The organism is Tessaracoccus rhinocerotis (genome assembly GCF_007197885.1).
GTDB classification, from domain to species: Bacteria; Actinomycetota; Actinomycetes; order Propionibacteriales; family Propionibacteriaceae; genus Arachnia; species Arachnia rhinocerotis.
The window spans coordinates 100,304-124,299 of record NZ_VKKG01000007.1 but is presented as its reverse complement, the minus strand read 5'-3'; the positions used below and the strand labels follow the sequence as shown (position 1 = coordinate 124,299).

The window sequence follows — 23,996 nt, the reverse complement described above, 5'->3', positions numbered from 1 at the left end:
GAGCCCGGGACAGTCAGTCCCGCATGAAGCGCTCCGGGATGTCGACGGTGCGCTCCTGGTCCCATTCCTGCTCCCAGCCCGCGAGCCGCAGGGTGAGGTCGAGCAGGTGGCCGGTGAACCCCCAGATGAACATCTCCCCGAGTACCCAGGCCGGTCCCCGGTACCCGAGCGGATGGCTGCCGCTGACCCGGTTGGCGGGATCCACGAGCTCAGAGACGGGCACGTCGAAGACCCACTCCACCTCCGCCGGGTCGGCGGCACGCAGCGGCTCGGATCCGTCCCACCTGCCGACGAACGGGGTCACGTCGTAGCGACTCCGCGGCACCCAAGCCACGGGCAGTTGCCCCAGCACCTCCACCAGGGAGGGGTCCAGCGCCACCTCCTCCTGGGCCTCCCGCAGCGCCGCGTGCATCAACGACTCGTCGGCCTCCTCGCGGCCCCCGCCGGGGAACGCGACCTGCCCGGCGTGGCGGCGCAACGTCGAGGCCCGCTCGATGAACGTCAGGCGCGGGTCCGGCGCGTCGGTGAACAGCAGCAGCACCGCGGCCGCCCGGACGCCCTGGGGTGCGCGCTCCGCCCAGTTCGCGGGTGCGTCGACGCCTGCGCGCAGGGAGGCGGCGAGCTCGGAGAAGTCGTAGGTCACGGCCCCACCCTACGAGGCTCCCGGCGAACCGGGGACGGCGACGACGTCGGTCAGGAGATGCCGAAGTGCTCGGCGATCGCGGCCTCCAGCTCCTCCTCGGACTCGATCACCCCGAAGTGGTGCTCCACGATCGCGCCCGTCTCGTCGACGAACAGCGTCATCGGCAGCCCGGGAACTCCCAGCTGGGAACGCAGTGTCCCCTCCGGGTCTGCCACGTGCGGGTAGCGCCACTCGGCCAGCCCTGCGAACTCGAGCGCCCAGGCGGGCTCCGGGTCGTCGAAGTTGACCCCGACGAACGCGACCTCTTCGGCGGCCTGCGAGACGTCGCGCAGGAACGGTGCCTCCTCCCGGCACGGACCGCACCACTGCGCCCAGAAGTTCACCACCGTCGGACGGCGCTCCAGCCCCGCGAGGTTCACGGTGACGTCCGAGCCGAGGCACGGCAGCTGCGTGCGCGGCAGGCCCCTGTCGACGGGCTCGGCGTCCGGGGCGGTGACCGGGCAGTCCGGGATTGCGAAGTCCTCGCGCAGCTGCTGGAGTTCCGCTGACGACGGCGGCGGCGCGGTCTCCTGCGGCCCGGTGGTGGCGCACCCGGCAACCAGCAGGGCCGGGGCGACGACGCCGACTGCGAACCCGGGGAGAGTCCTCACGCGCGGGGCTCGCGGATCAGCATCGCGGCCTTGTCCGGGTCGGTCTCGCCCTCGCCGTAGCTCGGGCACAGGTCGGAGACGACGCACGCCCCGCAGGCAGGGTTGCGGGCGTGGCAGCAGCGTCTCCCGTGCCAGATGACGCGGTGGCACAGCATGACCCACTCCTCGGGCGGGAACAGCTCGCCCACGGCGCGCTCGACGTCGTCAGGCTTCCTGGATGACACCCACCCGAACCGGTTCGCGAGCCTGATCAGATGGGTGTCGGGGGTGATTCCAGGTACGTCGAAGGCGTTGCCGAGCACCACGTTCGCGGTCTTGCGTCCCACGCCGGGCAGCTTGACCAGTTCCTCGAGCGTGTCCGGCACCACGCCGTCGTGCTCGTCCACGATGGCGCGGGACAACCCGATGATGGCCTTGGTCTTGTTGCGGAAGAACCCGACGGGGCCGATGATCTGCTCCACGGCAACCGGGTCCGCCCCGGCCAGGGCAGCGGCGTCGGGGTAGGCGGGGAAGAGGACGGCCGTGACGGCGTTGACACGGCGGTCGGTGGACTGGGCCGACAGCACCGTCGCGACCAGCAGTTCGAAAGCGTTGGTGAAGTCGAGTTCAGCGCGCGCCCCCGGATAGGTCACGGCGAGCCGCTCGTTGACCTCTTCCGGGGATGCCATGGCGACCATCTACAGCTCGACCACCAGTTCCACCTCGACGGGCGCGTCGAGGGGCAGGGAGGCGACGCCGACGGCGCTGCGGACGTGGGACCCGCGGCCGGGGCCGAAAACCTCGACGAGCAGGTCCGAGGCACCGTTGGCGACCTTGGCCTGGTCTATGAAGCCGGGGGCACTGGAGACGTAGACCACGACGCGGTGGATGCTCGTGACCTGGTCGATGCCGCCCAGCTTGTCGGCGACGGCGGCGAGTGCGTTCAGCATGGCCGCTTCGGCCGCGGCGATGCCGTCGTCGAGGGTGACCTCGTCACCCACCTGTCCGGTGGCGAGCAGGCGCCCACCGACCAGCGGAAGCTGCCCCGACGTGTAGGCCAGACCGGCGGCGATGCGCGCCGGTACGTACGACGCGATCGGGGCGGCGACCTCCGGGAGGGTCAGTCCGAGCCGCTCCAGTTGTTCGGACGCGGAGAGCATTCACCCCTCCTGGACGGGCCGCTTGAAGTACCCGACCAGCGTGTCGGGGTTGGGTCCGGGCGCCACCTGGACGAGCTCCCAGCCCTCGGAGCCGAAGTTGTTCAGGATCTGCTGCGCCACGTGGGACAGGATCGGTGCGGTGAAGTACTCCCATTTCTGCATGGCTACAGCCTGCCACCGGCCAATCCTTCGGCCAAACGGGAACGAAGGGTGAGACTCAGCTCGCCTTCACGTTCTCGCCGAACTCGACGAGCACCTCGCGCCAGGACTGGATGTCCGGTCGGGTGCGCAGCAGGTGCCGGCGCTCGCGCTCGGTCATCCCTCCCCACACCCCCCACTCGATCCGATTGTCCAACGCCTCGGCGAGGCACTCCGACCTGACGGGACACCCCATGCAAACCGTGCGTGCTCGTTTCTGGTCCTTGCCCTCAGGGAAAAGTGCATCCGCCATATCGCGGCACTTAGCCTGCAGGGTCCATTCACTGACCTCAGCCAACGACATCCCCGTGCCCTCCTTTGCGCATTGGTTCTTCGTATGCCATGACGCTAGCGCATTCCGGTACCAGTGCAACAGGGGGGCTGAACCTGAGCTTCACCGCCGGTCAGGGCAGAGTTGGCGGCGACGCACGGCCCCGGCGCGCCGCCCACGATGCGGCCCGTCGGCGATGGTCGCGTAGAATTGCCGCCATGAAGTCTGCCTCGTTGAGCCAGAAGGCCTACGCGATGATCATGTTCGTCGCCGTCAGTGTGCTTGCAGGTCTCCTGCTCGCCGGACTGGCGGTGCCGCTCACGGCACTCGCGGGCGGCGCCACCCGGGCGGCCGCCGACAGCCTCCAGTACCTGCCGGCAGAGCTTGAGACGCCGCCGCAGTCCGAGCGCTCCAAGATCCTCATGGCCGACGGCACCACGCTGGCAACCTTCTACGACGAGAACCGCATCTACGTCCCGCTGGACAAGATCGCCCCCGTGATGCAGGACGCGCAGATCGCCATCGAGGACCACCGCTTCTACGAGCACGGCGCCCTGGACCTCCAGGGCCTCGTCCGCGCCTTCTTCCGAACCGCCTCCGGCGACACCCAGGGCGCCTCGACCCTCACCCAGCAGTACGTGAAGCTGGTGCAGGTCGAGGCCGCCGTCCAGGCGGGCGACGAGGAGGCCATCCTGGCCGCGACCGAGACCACCATCGACCGCAAGATCCGCGAGATGCGCTATGCCATGGCCATCGAGGAGCGGATGACCAAGGACGAGATCCTCGAGGGCTACCTGAACATCGCCTACTACGGTTCGGGCGCCTACGGCGTCGAGGCAGCGGCCCACACCTACTGGGGCAAGACGGCTGCAGAGCTGACCCTGCCCGAGGCCGCGATGCTCGCCGGCATCGTGCAGAACCCCGTGCAGTACGACCCCGCCCGCAACCTCGAGCTCACGATCGAGCGCCGCGACTTCGTGCTCAGCCGCATGGCGGACCTGGGGATCATCTCCGAGGCGGACCGCGACGCCGCGAAGGCCGTCGCGTTCGACCCGGCCACGATCAAGCGCATCCCCAACGGCTGCGTCAGCTCCGAGTTCCCGCACCTGTGTGACTACGTGTTCCACGAGCTAGTCACGTCCGGGAAGATGCCGAGCCTGGGTGAGTCCGTCGAGCAGCGCGAGAACATGCTCAACCGCGGCGGCCTCACCATCCACACCCTGATCGATCCCGACTCGCAGCGCGCGGCCGAGGCGGCCGCCGTCCAGCAGGTGGCGGCGGTGGACCCCCTTATCGCCGGCACCGTCCTGCTGCAGCCCAGCACCGGCCTGATCGTGGCCATGGCGCAGAGCAGGCCCGATCGCGGTACCGACCCCGGTCAGACCTGGTACAACTACATGGTCGGCGAGGAGATGGGCGGCTACAACGGCTTCCAGGCCGGCTCGACGTTCAAGTCGTTCACGATGGCGGCCGCACTGGAGCTCGGCATGACGCCCAGCCACGAGTACAACGCCCCCGCGCGGATCGACACGGGCGACTGGACCTGGAAGACGTGCAACGGCAACGTCAAGCTCTCCGGCGAGCCCTGGCGTCCCGCGAACTACAACCGCGGCTACGGCAACATCGACATGGTCAAGGCTGCCGAGGACTCCGTCAACACCTACTTCGTCCAGCTGATCCGCGACGTCGGTGTCTGCGCGACCGTGCAGCTCGCCGACCGGGTCGGCGTCGAACTGGCCGACCGCGGCCTGGAACTGGTCGAGAACTTCGGCGGCACGCCGTCGTTCACGCTCGGTACCGCCTACATCACGCCGCTGTCGATGGCCGAGGCCTACGCCACGTTCGCCAACCGCGGCATCCACTGCGAACCGATCATCCTGCAGTCCGTCGCCACCCAGGACGGCACCGAACTCGAGGTCCCGAGCGCCAACTGCGAGCAGGTCGTCGAGCCTGCCGTGGCCGACGGCGTCACCTACATCCTCGAGTCGGTCATGACCTCCGGAACCGGTCGCCCCGCCCGGATGTCAGACGGCCGCCCGCAGGCCGGCAAGACCGGAACCACCAACGACGCCGAGGCCGTCTGGTTCGCCGGCTACACCCCCGACATGGCGGGCGTGGCGATGATCGCCGCCGACAACGGCTCCCCCTACTGGGAGGGCCGCAGCAACAAGCGCATCACGTCGGTCCCCCTCACCAACGGCGGCCGCCTGGCCGGCAGCGGCGGCGGCGACGCCGGCCTCATCTGGAAGGCGGCCATGGGCTCCGCGCTCGCGGGCACCGCCCCCACGGCGTTCACCGACCCGACCAAGGAGATCCTCGAGGGCGTGAAGGTCCCGATCCCCGACACCTCCGGCATGGGCTACAACGAGGCGAAGGCCGCCGTCGAGGCCGCCGGCTTCAACACGGTGCGCCACCGCGTCTTCAGCGACCGGCGCGAAGGCACGTTCCTGGGCACATGGCCGCGTGGCGAGGCGACGAAGTTCTCCACCGTCGCACTGCGGGTCTCCGCGGGTCCGGAGCCGGAGCCGGAGCCGGAGCCCGAGCCGGACCCGCCCGCCCCGCCGCCGGCCTCCACACCGCCCCAGGCGCCGCCGAGCAACAGCAACCCGCCGGGCAACAGCAACCCGCCCGGCAACACTCCCCCCGGCGACGAGGGCGACGACTGACGTGGGGCGCCTCGCCAAGGGCGTCGGAGTCTTGGCCGCGGCCGCAGCAGGGTGCTTCACCTGGGGCCTGGCCGAGTCCGCCATGTTCACGGTCCGCCGCGCCACCCTGCCGGTCCTGCCTGCGGGGGGCCGGGACCTGCGCATCCTGCACGTCTCCGACATCCACCTGACCACCCGGCAGCACCTGAAGCTGGACTTCCTCCGCAAGTTGTCCGCGCTGGAACCGGACCTCGTGGTCAACACCGGCGACAACATCGCCGAGGCCGACGCGATCTTCCCCCTGATGGCGTCCTGGAACCGGCTGCGGTTCGTGCCCGGGGTGTTCGTGTTCGGCAGCAACGACTACTACGCGCCCGAGCCCAAGAACCCTTTGCTCTACCTGGCCAAGGGCCGCTCCCACGTCCAGGCAGAACCCACCAGGCTCCCGACCGAGCACCTGCGGGAGCGGATGGTGCGCCACGGCTGGGAGGACCTCACGCACCGTCGCACCACCATCGAGGTGGCGGGCTACCGGGTGGCGTTCCGCGGCACCGACGACGCCCACCTCGACCGTGACGACTACTCCAGGGTGGCTGGGCCCGCCGATCCCGACGCCGACCTCAACATCGGCGTCACCCACGCCCCGTACCTGCGGCTGCTGGACGCCATGACCGCCGACGGCATGGACCTGATCATGGCCGGACACACCCACGGCGGACAGGTCTGCGTGCCCGGTCTCGGTGCGCTGGTGACCAACTGCGACCTCGACACCGGCCGCGTGAAGGGCCTCAGCCGCCACACCGCCGGCGGCCGGACCGCCAGCCTGCATGTCTCCGCAGGCCTCGGCACCTCACCGTACGCGCCGTACCGGTTCGCCTGCCGACCCGAGGTGACCCTGCTCACGCTCACCGCCCGACGCTGACCTCACCATCCACGGGTCCGGTCCCGCCCGGGACGATGGCACCCAAGGCCCGCACCTCTCGGTGGACCTCGACAACGGGTACCTCCGTGATGTCGCAGCCTGCGGCTGCCGCCAACGCAGCATTGGCGCCGGCCGCCTGCCCCATCGCCATGCAGGAGGCCTGCACCCGGTAGGCAGAGTTCGCCTCCTGGTCCCCTGACACCGATCGCCCAGCCACCATCATGTGGCGTGACCCCTTCGGGACCATGGCTGATCTGGGGATGGTGGGCACGGTCCCGAACTCCAGTGGCCGGATCGTGATGCCGTCCCCGTCGGGGCTGTGGACGTCGATCGGGTAGAAGCTGTTGCAGACCGCGTCCTCCCAGTGCCTCCCCGTCGCGTAGTCCTGGGCCGTGATCCTGGCCAGACCGTCGATGGTGAAGGTCTCGCGGATGCCACACTCGACGGCCCACGAGTCGATCGTCACCGATTCCAGGCCAGGCTGCCGGCGCAGGAACTGGTGAATGCGCAGCAGCGTCCGCCTTGCAGCCACCTCTGCGGCGGTCCGCGTGCGGCTGGTGCCCCCGTCCACGTCGGTCACGTGGATGGTGTTCTCCCCCCTGCTGCGGAGGAACCGCGCCATGGGGCGCTCACTCATGGACAGGTCCGCCGGCAGGAGGTCCCCCGCCGCCACCGCGCGGCGGTGTGCCTCGTCGAGTGCCGCGACGTCGAGGTCCTCCATCCGGTAACCACCGAGCCGCACCATCAGCGTGCCGGGTTGGAGCGCGGGATTGCGGAGGCGGGTCAGACCCGCCAGTGCCACCACGTCTGCATCGCCGGTGCAGTCCACGATGCGACGCGCACGCACGGTGCGGAGCCCTTCCTTGTCGCACAGGGTCACCGACCAGCCGTCCGCGACCGACTCGACGGCGCCGACCATGGTGTGCAGCCTGAGGTCGACGCCTGCGCCCAGGACTGCCTCGTCCAGGACTGCCGCGTACAGCGGGGCGCTGACGGGGACCTGGAGCCTGTAGTGGGGCTGGCGCCAGTCGGTGAAGTCCGGCAGCCGGGCTCCGGCCAGGTCCACCGCTCGGCAGACGAGATCCCAACCGATCCCGGCGATCACCTGCCTGCCCCAGGCGTGGAAGAGCCCGGGCAGGGCGACACCTGCCACCGTGGTCGTACCGCCGAGCGCACCGTTCTTCTCGACCAGCATCGTGCCGGCCCCCGAGGCCGCCGACTGGATGGCGGCACACGTGCCCGCCGCACCACCTCCGACGACGAGGACGTCGACGTCCTCCACAGCCTGCTCACGCATCGTCGCCTCCCGGTGCGCCGCCGATCAGGCCGGACACCTCGGCCGCGGCCGCAACAACGGCCGCCACAAGTTCTCTCTCCCGGTTCGGGCTCCGCCGCGCCGACGGGTAACCGATGCACACCGCCCCGACCACTGTCCCGCCCGGGTCCAGCACCGGCGCGGCAACGCCGCAGACCCCCCGCACCTCCTCCTCCACGTTGACCGCGTGCCCCGCGTCCCGGACCAGGGAGAGCTCCGCCTCCAGCGCCCCCGCGTCCTCCTCCGGGAACAGACGGCCCAGCTCGACGGCGTCCAGCCCCGCCAACAGCACCTTGCCAGCGGCGGTCCTGCCGAGAGCACCCACCGGATCGTCGACCGCTCCCATGTTGGTCGGGTTGACACCGAGGAGCTGGCGGCTGACCAGGACGGCGAGATCCGCCCTGCGGCCGTTCTGGAGCGTCGCGAGATGGACTGTCTCGTCGGTCCGCTCCCACAGCCCTCGCAGCACAGGAGCCGCCACCGAGGCGAGGTCGTGCTGCAACTGGTGGACACGGTTGAGTTCGAACAGGCGGGGCCCGAGGACGTAGCGCCGCCCCTGCCCCACCTGACCGACGAGCCCGTTCATGACGAGGGCGCTCAGAAGGGTCCGTGCCGTCGATCCGCGCAGGCCGACCTCCGACGCGAGCGGCGTGAGTGCGATCCCGGCCGGACCAGCCGCGGCGATCACGCCCAGCAGGTCGGTGGCTCGGTCGATACTCTGGATCGGACTGCGCCTCACATCGGCGGCATCTGCTGGTTGGGACACCACTGGACTCCTGGTCGTTCGACATTCCCGAAGTGAGTTCGGTATTGTTCACGATGGCACCGGCGCCCAGCCGCTGTCAACAACCCACACAGGGGGGCGCATGGTCGCGGTCGGCAGGTTGCGGGTCGAGGCGAAGGACGAGCCTGTGGGCATCGACGTCGCCAGCCCGCGGTTCTCGTGGATCGTGACTTCGGACGCTGCGGGTGTCCAACAACTCTCATTCCAGGTCAGGGTCCGGAGGGTGTGCGACGTCACAGCGGTCGCCGACGAGGTCTGGGCCAGCGGGAGGATCACCTCACGCGATGCTCGCTGGGTGGACTACGCAGGGCCGGCGCTCGAATCCAACACCCGGTACCGGTGGGACCTCGTCTGCGATACCAACGCGGGCACGACCAGTTCCTGGTCGACGTTCCGAACTGGTCTCCTCACCGAGAGGGACTGGAGCGGCTCCCGATGGATCGCTCGCCACCGCGACGGCGCACCCGTGCACCTTCCCGCCCCACTGCTGCAGACCGAGTTCGATCTGGGCCGCCCGATCGTGAGCGCACAACTCTTCGTTGCCGCCGGAGGACTGGCCGACGTCCGGATCAACGGCACATCCCCCGCCCGTGGCGTGCTCGCCCCGGGGTTCACAGACTACGAATCCGTCGTGCAGTACGACGCCACCGAGGTGGCACACCTCCTCCACACCGGCCGCAACACGATCCGGGCCGAACTCGGACGCGGCTTCTACGGGATCCCCCACCGAAACACCTGGGGCTGGGAGCGGGCGCCTTGGCACGGTGAGCCGTGCCTCCGGGCGCTCCTGGTGGTGCGCCATGACGACGGTGGCCGCACCGTCATCGGAACGAACGAGGACTGGCTGGTCGCGGACTCGGGGACCGAGTTCGACGATCTCTATGCGGGTGAGTCGTTCGACTTCAGCATCGCGGCGGCCCACAGCCGCCCTGACGCGCAAGGCTCGAATGCAGCCGCCGTGGAGGGGCCCCGGGGCAGGTTGGTCCACCAGCGCCAGCCACCGATCGAGGTCACGTCTGTCCTGGATCCGGTCGCGGTCACTCGCCTGGCACCGGGCCGGTACCTGGTGGAGTTCCCACGTGTCGTGGCCGGCTGGGTGAGGTTCTCCCCGCCGCCTTCGACGGCCGCGACGATTCGGGTGGCGTACGCGGAGACGCTCCGACCTGACGGCAGCGCGGACAACGACGACCCCCACGACTACTACGACGGTCGGTTCCAGACGTGCGAGGTGAGATTCACACCCGCGTCCGAGCGGCAGTCCTGGGCTCCCAGGTTCACGTACTACGGATTCCGCTACGTCGAGCTGTCCGGGTGGCCGGAGGGCACGCCGCCCACCGCCGCAGACATCGTGGCCGAGTGCGTGCACACCTCGGTGGCGAGAACAGGTGAGTTCCACTGCTCCAGCCCGATCCTCGAGGACATCCACCGGATCATTGTCGACACGGTCCTCAACAACCTGCACGGGATACCCACCGACACCCCCACCTTCGAGAAGAACGGCTGGACCGGGGACGGCATGGTGGCCGCCGAACTCATGCTGACGAACTTCGACGCGCACGAGCTCCTGGCGAAGTGGGTGGCCGACATCGTCGCCACCACGCGTGGGACGGGCCTGCCGAAGGTGATCGCACCACACGGTGGCTGGTCGTTCGACTGGGGCCCGACGCCCACGTGGAATGCCGCCATGCCGCTCCTCGCCTGGTGGCTCTACCTCTACACGGGCGACGAGCGCACCATGCAGGACCACTTCGAGACGCTCGTCCGGCACGCGCGGCTGGAGTTCACCCGTTCGGACGACGGCATCGCCACCACGACACTCGGGGACTGGGTCTCGCCCGAGACCCCTCCCGGCGGCGGGAACCCGCCTGAGGATCCCCGAGTTCCCGCGACTGTGTTCCTCCACGCGATCCTCTCGACTGTGGCGGAAATCGCCGCGCACCTCGGCCGCGACGAGGTGGCCCGGGAACTGGGCAGCCTGGCAGCCCTGGTTCGGGAAGCGTTCCAGGTCGCGTTCCTGGACAGCGACACCCTCACGGTGCGAGGTGTTGGCGAGGAGGGTTTCCGCCAGTCACACAACGTGCTCGCGCTGGCGTTCGGTCTCGTGCCCGACGGCGTGCAGCAGGCGGTTGCGGACGCCGTCGCGGCCGACGTCGCTGCCCGCGGCCACCACCTCAACACCGGCGCCCTGGGCACGAAGTACCTGCTGCCGGTGCTCAGCCGACACGGCCACCCAGGGACCGCACTCCGGGTGGCCCAGCAGACCACCTTCCCCAGCTGGGGATTCTGGCTCGCCAACGGGGCCACCACCACCTGGGAGCACTGGGCCCTCGAGTCACGATCCCGCGGCCACTACTTCCTGGGCACGGTCGACGACTGGTTGTTCCAGGACGTGGCTGGCATCCGCCCGTTGGAACCGGGACACCGGGTCTTCGAGGTCGCCCCGAAGGTGCCGGACCTGGCCTGGGCGCGAGCGTCCGTGGAGACGACTTACGGCACCGTCCGGGTCCGATGGTCCCGGGGCCCGAACGGGTTCGAGATCGAGGTCGACGTCCCAGTGGGCGCCGAGGCACGCGTCAACCTGCCCTCCGGCCACCGGGAACGCCTGGGCTCGGGGCACCACCGCCTGGCGGATGGTGTCCTAGTGGGTCGGGACGACGACGGATTCGATGCCGAGGACGTCGGCGACCTTTGAGATGGTCGCCGCGTGGTGCCCGATACCCAGGGCGTAGTGGTGGGTGGGGGCCTCCCGGACCCAGCGCTTGAGGAAGGTACGGACGTCGGGTTCGAACCGGCCGAGGGTGTTGGTGTTCCCGGTGGGCGGGACGGGCAGGTGCAGGGACTCGCCCTCCGCGATCACGAACTTGAAGCGCCCGTCAGCGGTGAGGGTGTTTCCGAGCATCGTGATGGGCCCCTCCTTGATGTTGAACTCCACCGACGCACCCGCGCCGGGCTTGCCGTGGTACTTCTTCAGGGAACGGATCGCCGGACGCCCCTCGGCGATGTTGATGTGGTGCGGTCCGTCGTGGCCGACGAGGACGGCGTCGCGATCGAAGTCGATCGGGTGGAACTCCGCGAAGCTGCCACCGATGTCGAGCCGGTCCATCACCATCATGGCCACACAGGTCTTGATGTCGAACTCGCCACACATCGGGAAGCCGGCGGCCTGCAGCAGTGAGTTGCCGACGGTCAGGTTGGTCATCACCGTGCGGGTCTCCGAGCCCGGTAGGCCCTCGTAGTAATAGGCCAGGCCGTCGAGGTTCTTCTCGGCGATGAACCCGTCGAGTGCCACCGCCGCCCGAGCGGCGGTGTTGAGGTCGGCCTGGGTGAGCTTCATGGTGATCGGGTCGGAGACAGGTGCGGGGGTGTCGAAGAACTCCAGGATCTGTTGCTCCTTGGCCGCCACCGCCGCGGGATCAGGGTCGGCCCAGTGCCGCATGATGTCCTCGGGCTCGCACAACACCACGTGACTGCCGAATGCCGCTGTCAGCGCCGTGGGGTCGGTGTGCATGTCGAGCATCGCCTCCAGGACGTGCCCCATCAGCCCGATCCGAGCCGTCCGCAGCGAGTGGTAGACCTTCGCGATCCGACACCACTCAGCGATCTCGGCATCCGCCGCCGCATCACCCTCGAGCGTGCCCAAGATCACCTCCGGCACAGGCCTGCCCATCCGGACGGCCACCGCGGCGAACTCGGGCACCGAGCAGAAGTCGTCGTTCGCGAGTTGCATCCACGTGGTCGCATTCGCGTAGTCCAGCGCCGAACGCGGTTGCAGCGCCACCATCACCACCGGAACGTCAAGGGACCGGATCAGTGCGCCGAACGTCGACGAGGTGGCGTAGGTGACCATGTCCACCATCAACAGGTCCAGATCTGCGGCCCGGATCCGGGGCAGCGCTGCATATGCGCCCTGCGCCTCGTCCACCAGGCCGAAGTCCACCACCTCGACGCCGTTGCCGGCGACCTTGCCTGCCAACACCGCTGACTTGCGGAGCATCTCGTCCCGCAGACCGTCGAACTGGTCCCAGTAGACGTGATGTCCCACTGACACGATCCCGACCTTGGCCGGCAGGGGTTTGCGACGTTCGATCAACATTGTTCCTTCTCCTGCGTCTCTTGGTTGTTCTGAAATTGCGGATGTTCCACCGGGGGCGCGCTCGGTGAGCCGTCCTGGTGAGCGCTCGCGCCGGTGCGTCAGTGTTCCTGCCACATGACTGTGAGCGTGCCCGTGACGCCTGGAACGACGACTTCTCGCGGACGCTGGTCCCCAGGTGCCCCCTCGAAAGACTCGGGACGGGGCACACCGTCCACGTCGATGCGCACATCGCCGAGCTCGGCCGGCAGCAGCAGACGCACTGTCGCATCGACCAGACCACTCACCCTCGTGCCGCGGGTCATGTGGGCGGGGAAGGGCGCCACCTCGCGGCAACGGAGCATCCCGGGGGTGGCCTGCTCGACCAGCACCCGACACTCCAGGTGGAAGGACTTGGGCAGTTGGTGGACCGTGGCGCCGTCGGCCCCCAGCCAGCACTCGGTGTGCTGCAGCAGCGGCGCCCCCTGGGGCAGTCGCAGCCGGATGCGGGTGGTGGTGTCGGGCAGGTAGCCACTGAACCAGAACGCGCCGTCGTGCCGGTGGATCGCCTGCACGGCGCGGCCGGAGGCCGCCGTGCGCAGTTCGTGTGACACCCGCAGGCCCGCCTCGGCGATCAGGTCGCGGGCGAGCGCCCCGGCGTCGGCGAGCACTGAACGATCGTGCGGGACGTGGGTGCGCACTCCCCGCCCGTCCGGCTCCGAGTACTCGAACGGCGCGGACCCGCGCACCCAGAGCACCCGGCCGTCCCCGACCGCCCTGCTGGCGGCGAAGACGCGTTCGACGCCGCCGCGCGAGACGGTTGCCAGTGGCCGGACCCCGTCGCCCGCGGCCGGCAGCACCTCCGTGACCGATCCGCCGGAAAGGTGTGCGGTGTGCCTGAGCACCAGCGGCATCTCTGCGCCTGGGACGACGTCGCCGGCCAGTTCGGTCCGGAACTGCAGGTCGCCGTCCAGACCGACTTCCGCCACACCGAGTCCCACCAGTTCGCGGCAGCAGTCATCCGCATGGGTCATCGACCCGTAGACCAGGACCGTGCCGCCGCGGTTCGCATGATCGGCGAGGACGCCCGCGAGGGCAGCCCCGATCCCGCCTGCCGGAACGACGAGCACCCGCCCGTCGAGGGCGCCGGAGGCCACGGCTGCGGCAGCATCGTCGGTGGGGACGACGGTGTTCAGGGGGAGGCCGGCGTTGATCGCCGACGTCAGGAACCAATCCTCGAAGTGTGGCGTGCCGATGCTTGCCGGGTCACTCGCCATGGCCTCGTGGTACTCGCGGAAAGGGTAGACCCACACCAGTGGCCCGGCGGCGTCCGGCATTGACTCGAGGGAGACCATGATGTGCGTGCCCACCTCGCGGGCGCAGCGCTCGTCGAGCACGCCGTGCGCGGTGTCGATCGCCAGGATGTTGACCTCCGTCGGCGGCTGCACCGTGCCGTCGGCCCGGACACGCGAGACGGCGAAGGGCAGGTGGATGTCGAACGGTTCGCGGTGGTAGAAGTCCCACCAGGGCTGCTGCCAGAACCACGGGTCGTTGGCGTAGAAGCGCATCCGGTAGCCGTCGCAACCGGCAGGCAGCAGCGCGATCCGCGACATGAAGCCAGACAGCTCGATCCCGAAGTCCTCGTTCAGAGGACCCCATGGCGAGTTCGGGGGCGGCGACGAGATGTGGCCGCCCTCGTAGATCTCGAGCGCCGGTACCGAGTCGGCGCCGATGTCGATCCCAGCCGTGTGGTTGGTGCCGCGCACCTGGACGGGGTGGTCGAGGTGCGCGGAGAGGTCTCGCCAGAAGTCGAGTGCGCGCCGACGCAACTCCCCGCTGCGCTCGGCACGGAACCTGACGCCGTCGAAGGACTCCCCCAGCTCCGACCATGCATACGAACTGAACCCGAACCCGTTCGAGAGCCACAGGTAGTCGAATCCGAGTCGGTCCAGGAAGTCCCGCGACTGGCGACCGAGGAACTCACCGAAACTGGTGCCGTCCGGGATGCCGTCGGGGAAGCCGGCGTACCGTCGATCGTCGGCCCGTAGCTCCGAGAAGTGCCGCACCATCGCGATGATCGGGCCGATGCCCACGTCCTCGCCCCGGGCCACCACCTCGGGATGGCGTTCGAACTTGAAGCTGGAGGGTGCGAACTCCGGTCCGGGGTCGAAGGTGGCTCCGACTTGGGTGGGGATGCCGCGCGCGGTCCCCTCGGCCCGGAACGCCGCGACCACCTTCGCGAGGTCCCGATACGTCACCCGCGGTGCGTCTCGGCGGTACGGGAGAGCGACGCGCTCAGGCTCCTTCTCCTCGCCGTAGGGCCCGTGCTCGACGTTGTTGAACCCGATGAAGCGGGCCCACTCGAACTCCTGGTCGAGGTCCCCGGACCAGTCCAGGATCTCGCTGCCGTCGGACGCCCACAGGAGCAGTGAGCACTCCTCGGCTGCCTCCAGCAGTGTCCTCCACTGGTCGAAGACACGGCCCACGGTGGCCGCGACCGCCGCGTCCGTGAACGACTCGAAGGGTTTGAGCGACGTCTCGAGGTTGGCACGGCGCAGGGATCGGGTCATGACTCCAGTCTCCCGGTCAGCATCTCCTGCCGGGCCGGTTCGACACCCACCGGCGAGCGCCCGATCCAGGTGCCGACGGTCCCGAGCGACGCGCTGCGGTCCCGTGCCACCAGGTCGTTGGCGGTTCGCAGTACGGGACGCGCGACGAGCGCCTCGGCCGTGATCTGCTCGGCGCATCGGACCCGCAGTTCGACGGTCTCGCCGGGCAGCAGCGTCACGAGAGCCTCGTCCACGCTTGCGTCGCGGTGCGCCTGGTCGGCGAGCAGGGTGAGGTCCTTGACCAACTCGCGGGCCCTGACCGTCACCAGGTAGCCGTCGTCGCGGGCCTCCGCGGTGGCTTCGAACGCGTCGTCACCGCCCAGGGCCAGGGCCGTGTCCTCCACGAAGTACCACAGCGCCCGCTCGCCCGTCCCGAGCTCCGCGACGACGAACTCCCGCGTCGGGTCCTCCGGGTGCACCAACGCTTCGGGAAGCGCCAGCGTCACGGCGCCACGCGCCCGCACTTCGACGTCGAGGACTGCGGTGGCGAGTTCCTGACCCTGCAGCGTCATGCGCCGCAGCGTGGCCGTGCTGTGCCACTGCAGGTGGGTCTCGTTGTGCAGCACGAGCGCGGGATCACCGTCGCGGGGTTGGAGGGTGGCGAGCCGGTCGGCGAACGCCGCGCGCAGGGCGAACCACAACGGCTTGCGCAGGCCGAGACCGTCGACGGCGGACCAGGAGATCACCGGCCAGCAGTCGTTCAGCTGCCACACCACCGAGCCGGTGTTGAAGGGACTCAGGGAGCGGAAGTGCTCGATCCCGAACCGGATGGCGCGCGCCTGGTTGAGCTGGGTTGCCCAGTGCCAGTCCACGTAGTCCTCCTGCACGGGCAGGTGATCCCCCAGGCCCCGTTCGAGCTTGAGGTTGCCGTCGGTGGCCTTCTGGTGCGAGAGCATCTGCGGTCCGTACGGTGAGCGGGGCTCGTCCCGGACGACGGATTCGAGCGTCGTCATGGCGGGGGGTCCCTGGAATCCGAACTCCGAGACGAACCGTGGGCGGTAGTCGCGGTAGGTGGTGTAGTCGTGGGTGTTCCAGACGTCCCAGATGTGCATCGAGCCGTCAAGGTCGCTGTTCGGGTGCAGGTATCGGTCGAAGGAGAACGGGCTGCCCTCCAGGTAGGGGGTGCCCGGTGCGAGTTCGTCCACCAGCCCCGGGAACAGCCGCGTGTAGTAGCCCTCGCCCCAGGTCGCGCCCTCGAGGGCCGCACGCCATCCCCAGTCCGCCCAGCCCCAGATGTTCTCGTTGCCGCCGTTCCAGATGGCCAGCGAGGGGTGGGCCGAGAGGCGTGTGATGGCCTCGCGCGCCTCCGCCTCGATTTCGTCCCACAGTTCCGGCGCCTCCGAGTAGGCGGCGCAGGCCAGCGTGAAGTCCTGCCAGACGAGCAGGCCGAGCTCGTCGCACACGTCGTAGAACTCGTCGGTCTCGTAGATGCCGCCACCCCAGACCCTGACGAGGTTCATGTTCGCCTCGGCGGCGTCGGTGAGGGCACGCAGCAGCGACGCCCGATCCACCCTGGGGAGATAGGTGTCGGCCGGGATCCAGTTCGCGCCGCGGACGTGCACCGGTGCGCCGTTGACTGCGACCTGGAATCGGGTCCCGGTCTCGTCGGGCGTGGTGTCCACCGAAACGCTGCGGAACCCGATGCGGCCGGTCCAGGTGTCCACCAACTGTCCGGTGGCGTCGAGGAGCGAGACAGTGGTCTCGTAGCGCGGCTGGGCGCCGTGACTGCGTGGCCACCACGGCTCGGCACCGGGCACCTCGAGTTCCATGCGGGTGCCCGGTCCCACAGGGGCCGAGGCCGAGGCCAGGCCCGCGACGTCGACGCGGACAGTGTGCCCGGCGCCCTGACCGACGACGTCGAGGCGGAGATCGAGTGCCGCGCCGGAGGCCTGGCTCCAGCTGGTGAGCGGCCGAACGCCGGTGAGGCGGGCCGTCGCGCGGGCCTCGAGGCTGATCGGCCGCCAGATGCCGGCGGTGACGATCTCCGGGCCCCAGTCCCAGCCGAACGAGTAGGCGGGCTTGCGGATGCAGTTGAAGGGGTGGTCGTTGGAGTGCGGGCGCGCACCCAGTACCGCCTCGCGCGCCTCGGCGTGCTCCAGGGCACCTGTGAAGAGGATGCGGATCTCGTTCGTGCCCCGCCGCAGGAGGTCGGCGACGTCGAAGCGGTACGAACGGTGGTGGTTGGCCGACCTTCCTGCTTCCACTCCGTTGAGGCGAACGCAGGCAATGGTGTCCAGTCCCTCGGCCACCAACTCGAGCGTGGAGTGCTCGTCGTCGTGCCACTCGAACTCGCGACTGTACTCCCAGTCGGTGCGTCCGATCCAGGTCAGGTCGTGTTCGTTGCGGCCGTCGTAGGGATCGTCTATCAGGCCCGCAGCCAGGAGGTCCAGGTGGACGACGCCCGGGACAGTCCCGGGGAAGCCGTCGGCGAGGGCTCGTGCCAGCTCATCGGGTACCGGACCAGCGACTGCCCGGCAGCTCCAGCGGCCGCCGAGGTCGAGGCGAACTGCGGGGGGCGCAGGGACACCGCGGGGTGTGGTGTTCACTTGGATAACTCCGTTGTCTTTCGTGGGTTCGATGGGCCGGCCAGGGCTCAGGCGAACCGCCACGGGCATCACAGTAGCCCGGAACCACCGTCTTGTAAAGCGCTTTAGTTCCTGACCGTGTCCGACCCGGCCGTTCCCCCTCCGACGCGCGCGGACAGGTACTGTTTGGCCCATGTCGAGACCTGCCGGCGACCAGCCACCCCGCCGACTCACCATCGCCGAGATCGCTGCCCGCGCCAAGGTCTCGCCTTCCGCGGTCTCCTTCGCCCTCAACGGCCGCCCCGGCGTCTCCCCCGAGACCAGGGAGCGGATTCTCGACGTCGTCCGAGCGGCCAACTGGCGCCCCAACTACGCGGCACAGGCCCTGTCGACCTCGCGTGCGGGCGTCATCGGCGTCGTCACGATCCGGCAGCCGGGGAAACCACTGTGGTCCGCCAACTTCGGCGGCCACTTCCTGGCCGGGGTCCAGTCGGAGATCGCCGAGCACGGCGTGCTCCTCATCCTGCACACCGTCGAGAGCCTCGAGGAGGAGGCGGAACTCTACGAGCAGTGGCTGGGCGAGCGCAGGGTTGACGGCGTGCTCGTCATCAACGCCCATGCCGATGACCCGCGCCTGGCGGAACTGGAGCGCCTTGACCTTCCCGCAGTCGTCGTCGGGGACACGCGCGGCCTGTCGTCGCTCAGCTGCGCCTGGACCGACGACGAGGAAGCGGCCCGACTCGCGGTGCAACACCTTGCAGACCTCGGCCACCGACACGTGGCACGCGTCAGCGGCGATCCCAAAATGCTGCACTTCGCCATCCGCGAGCGGGCGTTCATGGCCGCGGCAGAGGCCGCGCATGTGCAGATGCACGCCGAGACGCTCTACGAGGGTGCGGACACCGCGGACAAGATCCGCTCCCTGGCCGGTGGATCCAACCCCCTGACCGCGGTCATCGTCGAAGACCTCGAGTTCGCGGTCCACCTCACCGGAGCGCTGGCGGGTGCCGGGATCACGGTGCCGGGCGACGTCTCGGTGCTTGCGTGGGACGACGGCACGAGTGCGACCCTCCTCACGCCGGCCCTCACGGTGCTGAGCCGGGACCTCACTCGCTACGGCAGGCTGGCCGCCAGTGAACTCCTGCACGTCATCGCGACGGGTGAGCGACGCAGCATCGCCGGCACGAGGACGGAGCTGGTGGTCCGCCAGAGCACCGGCCCCGCCCCGAGCCGGGCCATCCTCGGCGGATCATAACGATCAGGTCACGACCACCGTTCATCGGCTTGACAACTAAAGCCCTTTAGTTGTGTACTTCGAGGACCGGCCAGGTCTCGGGAAACCACCCGTTCCAACACTCAATGTCGAGAAATCGAGAGGACCCATGATGCTCGCATCACTCCGCCGCCGCACCGCAGCCCTGGCCAGCGCCGGGCTGGCCGTCGCACTGATGGCCGGTTGCTCCACCACCGGCGCGCAAGAACCCGAAACCGATCCCAGCACCGGTTCGCAGGAAACCACCGCAGAACTCAGCGGCACCCTCACGCTGGCCACCAGCAGCGACCTGGGGCCCAAGCTGTTCATCGACGACTTCACGGCGGAGACCGGCGTCGAGGTCCAGGGGACGTACGCCGAGGCCGGCGCCCTCGGTGAGCAGATCCGCATTCAGGTCACCTCTGGCACCGCGCCCGACCTGTTCCGTTCCGCCCCCGGCTTCGCCGCACCCTCGTCGGTGCTCAACCTCGCCAACGAGGGTGCCCTGCGCGACCTGTCCGACCAGCCGTGGGCCCAGTACGTCCCCGAGTCGTTCTCCCGCCTGCAGTCGGTCGACGGTGAGACCTACGCGTTCCCCACGTACGGCCAGGCGATGCTGGCGTTCTACAACAAGGACGTGTTCGAGGAGGTCGGCGTCGAGCCCCCGACGACCTGGTCGGAGTTCATCGAGATCATGGACGAGCTGAAGGCGGCCGGGAAGGTCCCGATCGCACTCGGTCTGGCAGACAACTACATCATGCAGTTCCTGCCCTTCGCGCTGGCGGGGACGCTCGTCGACGGACTGGAACCGGACTTCTACGAGAAGCTCGACGCCGGAGAGACCTCCTTCGTGGAGTCCGAGGGCTGGCGCAAGACGTTCGAACTCTTCGTCGGGCTGGTCGAGGACGGCTACACCACCCCGGACCCACTTGGAATGCCCGGTGACCCGGCCATGCAGTCCGTCGCCAGCGGCGATGCCGCCATCGTCGTGATGCCGTCGGCGGCCTCCCCCGTCCTGGCAGGCCTGATGACCGGCGGCGAAGATCGCATGGGGTCGTTCGCGATCCCGGCGACCGATGATGCCTCGGAGACCATCGTGCCGTTCACGCCTGACTACCTCGTCGTCAATGCCGACGCCAAGAACGGCGATGCCGCCCTTGCCTTCCTCGAGTACATCTCCACCCCGGAGAGGGCCTCCCAGTGGGCGGCCGAGGTCGGCGCGATCCCGGCACTCACGAATGCCGAGCCAATCGACAACGACGTGAACCGGACGATGCAGCCGTTCCTGTCCAGTGGCCAGGTCGCGCCGTTCTCGAACCACGGCTGGCCGGGCGGTCAGGTCGCCGGGGCGCTCATGGAGGTCGGCCAGCAGGTGGTCGAGGGCTCCAAGTCGATTGACGACCTCCTGGCAGCAATGGACGCGGCCTACCAGGAGGCCATGCAGTGAGTACCGCACTCGCCACGAGGGGGCCCGCGGCCAGCCCGCTGGCCCCCTCCGGGGCGAGCCGCCCGAAGGGACGTCACAGTCGTCGCAGGCTGGTCCCCCAGTGGTTCCTCGTTCCTGCACTCGTCCTCTACACCATCGTGGTGGTCTACCCATCGATCGCCGGCGGTCTGTACGCCTTCACGGACTGGCGCGGCGGAAACGAGGTGACGTTCACGGGGTTGGAGAACTTCCGGAAGCTGTTGGCGGACCAGGCGGCCGTCGCCTCCCTGCGCAACACCTTGCTGATCGCGGTCTCCCTCACGGTGGTGCAGTCAGGCCTCGGCCTGCTGCTGGCGCTGGCCCTCAACTCCGCCATCCGCGCCCGCAACGTCCTTCGCACCCTCTTCTTCGCCCCGATGATGATGCCGCCGGTCATCGTCGGCCTGCTCTGGCAGTACATCTACACGCCCGACGGACCGCTGGACACCGCACTCGAGGCACTGGGCCTCGGCACCGTCGTCCAGAGCTGGCTGGGCAGCTCGTCCGTGGCACTGTGGTCCGTGATCGCCAGCGTGATCTGGCACCACGTCGGAATGTCCATGGTGATCTTCCTGGCGGGCCTACAGGGCATCCCGGACGAGCTCTACGAGGCCGCGTCGATCGACGGCGCGAGTCCGCTCCGGAAATTCTTCTCGATCACCTGGCCGCTGCTGGGGCAGGCGATCACCATCGCCACCGCCCTGACGATGACCTCGTCCCTGAAGCTCTTCGACCAGGTGTTCATCATGACCGGCGGTGGTCCGGGCGTGTCCACCCAGACTCTCTCCCTGATCATGTACCGCGAGGCCTTCGTCTACGGCGAGTACGGCTACGGCTCAGCGATCGCGCTGGTCCTCACGATGATCGTCGCGTTCATCGTCTTCGTCCAGATGTCCATCACCCGCAGAGGGGAGGTCGAAGCGTGAGCGCCACCACTGCAAGCAGGCCTGCGCAGGGGACCGCCACAAGGTCAGCAGGTCGCCGCCGCCGGGTGCGGCACGGCTTCGGTCGTCCCGTCCTCGAGGTCGCGATGATCCCCATCACGATCGCGTACCTGTTCCCGCTCTACATCATGGTCTCGATGTCCTTCAAGACGGGCGGCGAGATCGCTGCCTCCACGGTGGCCCCACCCCAGTCGCTGTACCTCGGCAACTACGAGACCGCCTGGGTCTCCGCTGACCTCGGCCGGGCGATGCTCAACAGCCTGCTGGTCACGGCCGTGAGCATCACGATCGCCGTGCTGATCGGCGCCATGGCCGCCTACGCCATCGTGCGCGGCAATCGTCGCACCAGCACGGTCAAGCTGATGGCATTCCTGTTGGGGATGATGATCCCCGGCCAGCTCGGCATGGTTCCGCTGTACATGCTGATGCGGGACGCCGGCCTGCTGCAGACCCACGCATCGTTGATCATCTACTACGTGGGCAGCCTGATGCCCATGACGGTGTTCCTCTACACGGGGTTCCTCAAGACGCAGTCCCCCACGTTCGAGGAGGCCGCCAAGATCGACGGCGCAGGCTGGTGGAAGGCGTTCTTCCACGTCGTCTTCCCTCTCCTGCGGCCAGTCACCGGCACCGTGATCATCATCAACACCATCAACACCTGGAACGACTTCCTCACCCCGCTGCTCTATCTGGCCGGCACGCCCAACCGGACGCTGCCTGTCGCTGTGTTCTCGTTCCAGGGCGAGTTCGCCAGTGAGTGGGGACTGATCTTCGCAGGCATGATGATCGCCGCCCTGCCGGTGCTCGTCGTGTACTTCTTCCTGCAGAAGCACGTCATCCAGGGCTTCGCCGGTGGCCTCAAGGGCTGAGGCGGTGGGCGTCGGCCGCCTTGCCCCCGTCGCGACCAACGTCCACCTGCCGGTGCGGGTCTCCCCACCCGACAACGTGAGCGACGCCGGTTCGCTCATCACCCGGATGCGCCACGTCCTCCAGCGTGGCGCATCCGGCATCCGCCTCGTCTACGCGAACTGGTCCAACGTCGATGGCCGCGACGTCCCCGGGCCCGACCCGATCACGGTCTCCGCCAAGGTCGTCACCGACGCCGAGCACGACGTTGTGTTCTCGGGCTCCAGGCACTTGAGGCTGGAGCCCGGGGAGGCCGGGATCTCGGATCCCGTGGACATCTCGGGCAGGGCGGGCCTTGCGTTCCTCACCGACACCACCGTGGAACCCGACCCGGGCGGCACAGTCCCCCTGGGATCGCAGACGAACGCCGACGACGGCGAGGGCGTGGCCCCCGGAGCCAGTGCCGTCGTGCGCCCGGGCACAGCCCACGGCTACGGCCCGTGGCAGGTGCTCGGCGACATCGGCTCTGCCGCAGGGACCGCGCCGACGGTTCTCGTCACCGGTGACTCGAACGCCGTCGGATTCGGAGACGTGCGCGGCTCCGCGTACCACCTGGGCTGGGTCCAGCGAGCCCTCCAGCCGGAGTTCCCCACGCTGAACCTGGCGGTCAGTGGCGCGACCGCGCGCGGCGCGCTGTCGGGACCGTCACGTCGCCGTCGCCGGGTGTTGTTGCAGTGGGCGCGGCCCCGCGTGGCCATCGCCGCGCTCGGCACGAACGACCTCCAGCAGGGCGGTCCGGGGCTGGTCGAGATGCAGGACCTGCTGATCGAGCACTGGCGCGACCTGGCTGCCCTGGGCAGCAGAGTCCTGGCCTGCACCATCCCACCGGTCACCACCTCGGGCGACGGCTGGCGCACCCTGGCCGGCCAGACCCCGACGGCCGGCGCACGGGTACGCGCACAGGTCAACGACTGGCTGCGCTCCGTCCCGTCACCCCTGGCAGGGGTCATCGACGTCGCAGCAGCCCTCGGCGCGCCGGCATCGCCGTCCCTGTGGCGGCCCGGATTCACCCGCGACGGACTCCACCCGAACCAGACCGGGCACCGCGTCGCCGCCGAGCGCGTTGATCCCGCACTCCTGCGCGCCTAGGGACGGTGGCGCTCCCAACTCTCCGGCGGACCGGGTACAACGTCGAAAACCGGGTGCGGGTCGGCGGATCCCAGCCGCACCAGCCACTGCGGATCTCGGGCGAGCACCTTCGCCCTGAGGTGCTCCAGCTCGAGCTCCAGTTGTCCGCGGGTGACGGCTAGCCGGAGGATTGCGTCGGGATCCGCGTCGAGCCGGGTGCGGTCGAAGCGATAGCCGCGGGCATCGGCCTCCTCGGCCACGCCTGACAGGTACGTCGCCACGGCCACCAAGGGGTCGGGGCTCGCCCGGAAGCGCTCCAGCTGGGGATGGTTCCGGTAACCGCGCGTGCGCCCGGCGAGGACCGCCTGCGCCAGGAGCCCTTCGCGCCAGCAGGCGACGAGCGCGGCCCTGTCCAGGAGGGCTGGATGAAGACTCCACAGGCGCATGGCAGCCAGCATGCCAGTGCCGGTCCGGAGGTGTGTGATGAAACGTTCGAAATTCGCCGCGCTGACCCGTTGACGATGATCGGATCCTCTGCCTAAGGTTGCACTAAAGCGCTTTAGCAATGAGGCAGCGCATTACAGAGGGAGT

At 69.2% G+C, this 23,996-nt stretch carries 20 protein-coding genes; 8 read left to right on the top strand and 12 right to left on the bottom strand.

All coding sequences use genetic code 11. From position 1 onward, the window contains the following. Positions 1-13: 13 nt before the first annotated feature. From FOJ82_RS15445 to FOJ82_RS15420, 6 genes are read right to left on the bottom strand one after another with little or no spacing between them, the layout of a single operon-like run. The gene (locus FOJ82_RS15445; RefSeq protein WP_143939385.1) at positions 14-643 is read right to left on the bottom strand and encodes an NUDIX hydrolase; all 630 of its coding nucleotides are present in this window, start codon (positions 641-643) and stop codon (positions 14-16) included. A gap of 50 nt (positions 644-693) precedes the next feature. After that, positions 694-1,293, bottom strand: coding sequence for a TlpA family protein disulfide reductase (locus FOJ82_RS15440; protein WP_185975846.1), 600 nt, complete (start codon positions 1,291-1,293; stop codon positions 694-696). Then, complete coding sequence (gene nth / locus FOJ82_RS15435; protein ID WP_246099921.1) at positions 1,290-1,961, bottom strand: endonuclease III; 672 nt, start codon at positions 1,959-1,961, stop codon at positions 1,290-1,292. Before nth ends, FOJ82_RS15440 begins: the two co-directional genes overlap by 4 nt. A 9-nt stretch (positions 1,962-1,970) precedes the next feature. Beyond that, a complete protein-coding gene (locus FOJ82_RS15430; protein ID WP_143939382.1) occupies positions 1,971-2,432 on the bottom strand; it encodes a RidA family protein in 462 nt (153 codons plus the stop codon). After that, on the bottom strand, positions 2,433-2,594 hold the full coding sequence (sp36, locus tag FOJ82_RS15425) for a Sp36 family protein (RefSeq protein ID WP_143939381.1): 162 nt from the start codon (positions 2,592-2,594) through the stop codon (positions 2,433-2,435). Between the two features lie 55 nt (positions 2,595-2,649). Next, complete coding sequence (locus FOJ82_RS15420; RefSeq protein ID WP_143939380.1) at positions 2,650-2,934, bottom strand: WhiB family transcriptional regulator; 285 nt, start codon at positions 2,932-2,934, stop codon at positions 2,650-2,652. Between the two features lie 185 nt (positions 2,935-3,119). Here FOJ82_RS15420 and FOJ82_RS15415 point away from each other — a divergent pair, with 185 nt between their 5' ends. Together FOJ82_RS15415 and FOJ82_RS15410 are read left to right on the top strand one after the other, a co-directional pair. Beyond that, the gene (locus tag FOJ82_RS15415; protein WP_246099920.1) at positions 3,120-5,567 is read left to right on the top strand and encodes a transglycosylase domain-containing protein; all 2,448 of its coding nucleotides are present in this window, start codon (positions 3,120-3,122) and stop codon (positions 5,565-5,567) included. A gap of 1 nt (position 5,568) precedes the next feature. After that, positions 5,569-6,468 carry a metallophosphoesterase gene (locus tag FOJ82_RS15410; RefSeq protein WP_246099919.1) on the top strand — a complete coding sequence of 300 codons (900 nt, stop codon included), beginning with the start codon at positions 5,569-5,571 and terminating at the stop codon, positions 6,466-6,468. On the opposite strand, the gene FOJ82_RS15405 is transcribed toward FOJ82_RS15410, so the two are convergent. Both FOJ82_RS15405 and FOJ82_RS15400 read right to left on the bottom strand, forming a co-directional pair. After that, positions 6,452-7,765: an FAD-dependent oxidoreductase gene (locus FOJ82_RS15405; RefSeq protein ID WP_143939379.1), complete on the bottom strand. Its 1,314-nt coding sequence runs from the start codon at positions 7,763-7,765 to the stop codon at positions 6,452-6,454. The genes FOJ82_RS15410 and FOJ82_RS15405 overlap by 17 nt on opposite strands. Continuing rightward, entirely contained in the window at positions 7,758-8,549 is a 792-nt protein-coding gene (locus FOJ82_RS15400) for an IclR family transcriptional regulator (protein WP_143939378.1), read from the bottom strand. Before FOJ82_RS15400 ends, FOJ82_RS15405 begins: the two co-directional genes overlap by 8 nt. A 100-nt stretch (positions 8,550-8,649) precedes the next feature. On the opposite strand from FOJ82_RS15400, the gene FOJ82_RS15395 reads away from it, so the two are divergent. Then, the gene (locus tag FOJ82_RS15395) at positions 8,650-11,259 is read left to right on the top strand and encodes a family 78 glycoside hydrolase catalytic domain (protein WP_143939377.1); all 2,610 of its coding nucleotides are present in this window, start codon (positions 8,650-8,652) and stop codon (positions 11,257-11,259) included. Here FOJ82_RS15395 and FOJ82_RS15390 read toward each other — a convergent pair. The 3 genes from FOJ82_RS15390 to FOJ82_RS15380 form a co-directional block, all read right to left on the bottom strand. Next, the gene (locus tag FOJ82_RS15390; protein ID WP_143939376.1) at positions 11,206-12,660 is read right to left on the bottom strand and encodes an L-fucose/L-arabinose isomerase family protein; all 1,455 of its coding nucleotides are present in this window, start codon (positions 12,658-12,660) and stop codon (positions 11,206-11,208) included. The genes FOJ82_RS15395 and FOJ82_RS15390 overlap by 54 nt on opposite strands. 98 nt (positions 12,661-12,758) lie before the next feature. Next, positions 12,759-15,206 carry a hypothetical protein gene (locus FOJ82_RS15385; protein WP_143939375.1) on the bottom strand — a complete coding sequence of 816 codons (2,448 nt, stop codon included), beginning with the start codon at positions 15,204-15,206 and terminating at the stop codon, positions 12,759-12,761. Next, on the bottom strand, positions 15,203-17,791 hold the full coding sequence (locus FOJ82_RS15380) for a glycoside hydrolase family 2 protein (RefSeq protein ID WP_246099918.1): 2,589 nt from the start codon (positions 17,789-17,791) through the stop codon (positions 15,203-15,205). The genes FOJ82_RS15385 and FOJ82_RS15380 overlap by 4 nt, the downstream gene beginning before the upstream one ends. 172 nt (positions 17,792-17,963) lie before the next feature. On the opposite strand from FOJ82_RS15380, the gene FOJ82_RS15375 reads away from it, so the two are divergent. From FOJ82_RS15375 to FOJ82_RS15355, 5 genes are all read left to right on the top strand, one after another. Further along, positions 17,964-19,025 (top strand): LacI family DNA-binding transcriptional regulator, encoded by a 1,062-nt coding sequence (locus FOJ82_RS15375; protein ID WP_143939373.1) that lies wholly within the window; start codon positions 17,964-17,966, stop codon positions 19,023-19,025. A gap of 130 nt (positions 19,026-19,155) precedes the next feature. Next, a complete protein-coding gene (locus tag FOJ82_RS15370; protein ID WP_185975845.1) occupies positions 19,156-20,469 on the top strand; it encodes an ABC transporter substrate-binding protein in 1,314 nt (437 codons plus the stop codon). After that, positions 20,466-21,413 carry a carbohydrate ABC transporter permease gene (locus FOJ82_RS15365; protein WP_143939371.1) on the top strand — a complete coding sequence of 316 codons (948 nt, stop codon included), beginning with the start codon at positions 20,466-20,468 and terminating at the stop codon, positions 21,411-21,413. The genes FOJ82_RS15370 and FOJ82_RS15365 overlap by 4 nt, the downstream gene beginning before the upstream one ends. Continuing rightward, positions 21,410-22,300, top strand: coding sequence for a carbohydrate ABC transporter permease (locus tag FOJ82_RS15360; protein ID WP_221933197.1), 891 nt, complete (start codon positions 21,410-21,412; stop codon positions 22,298-22,300). The genes FOJ82_RS15365 and FOJ82_RS15360 overlap by 4 nt, the downstream gene beginning before the upstream one ends. After that, entirely contained in the window at positions 22,284-23,426 is a 1,143-nt protein-coding gene (locus tag FOJ82_RS15355; protein ID WP_143939370.1) for an SGNH/GDSL hydrolase family protein, read from the top strand. Before FOJ82_RS15360 ends, FOJ82_RS15355 begins: the two co-directional genes overlap by 17 nt. On the opposite strand, the gene FOJ82_RS15350 is transcribed toward FOJ82_RS15355, so the two are convergent. Then, the gene (locus FOJ82_RS15350) at positions 23,423-23,851 is read right to left on the bottom strand and encodes a pyrimidine dimer DNA glycosylase/endonuclease V (RefSeq protein ID WP_143939369.1); all 429 of its coding nucleotides are present in this window, start codon (positions 23,849-23,851) and stop codon (positions 23,423-23,425) included. The genes FOJ82_RS15355 and FOJ82_RS15350 overlap by 4 nt on opposite strands. Between the last annotated feature and the right edge of the window lie 145 nt (positions 23,852-23,996).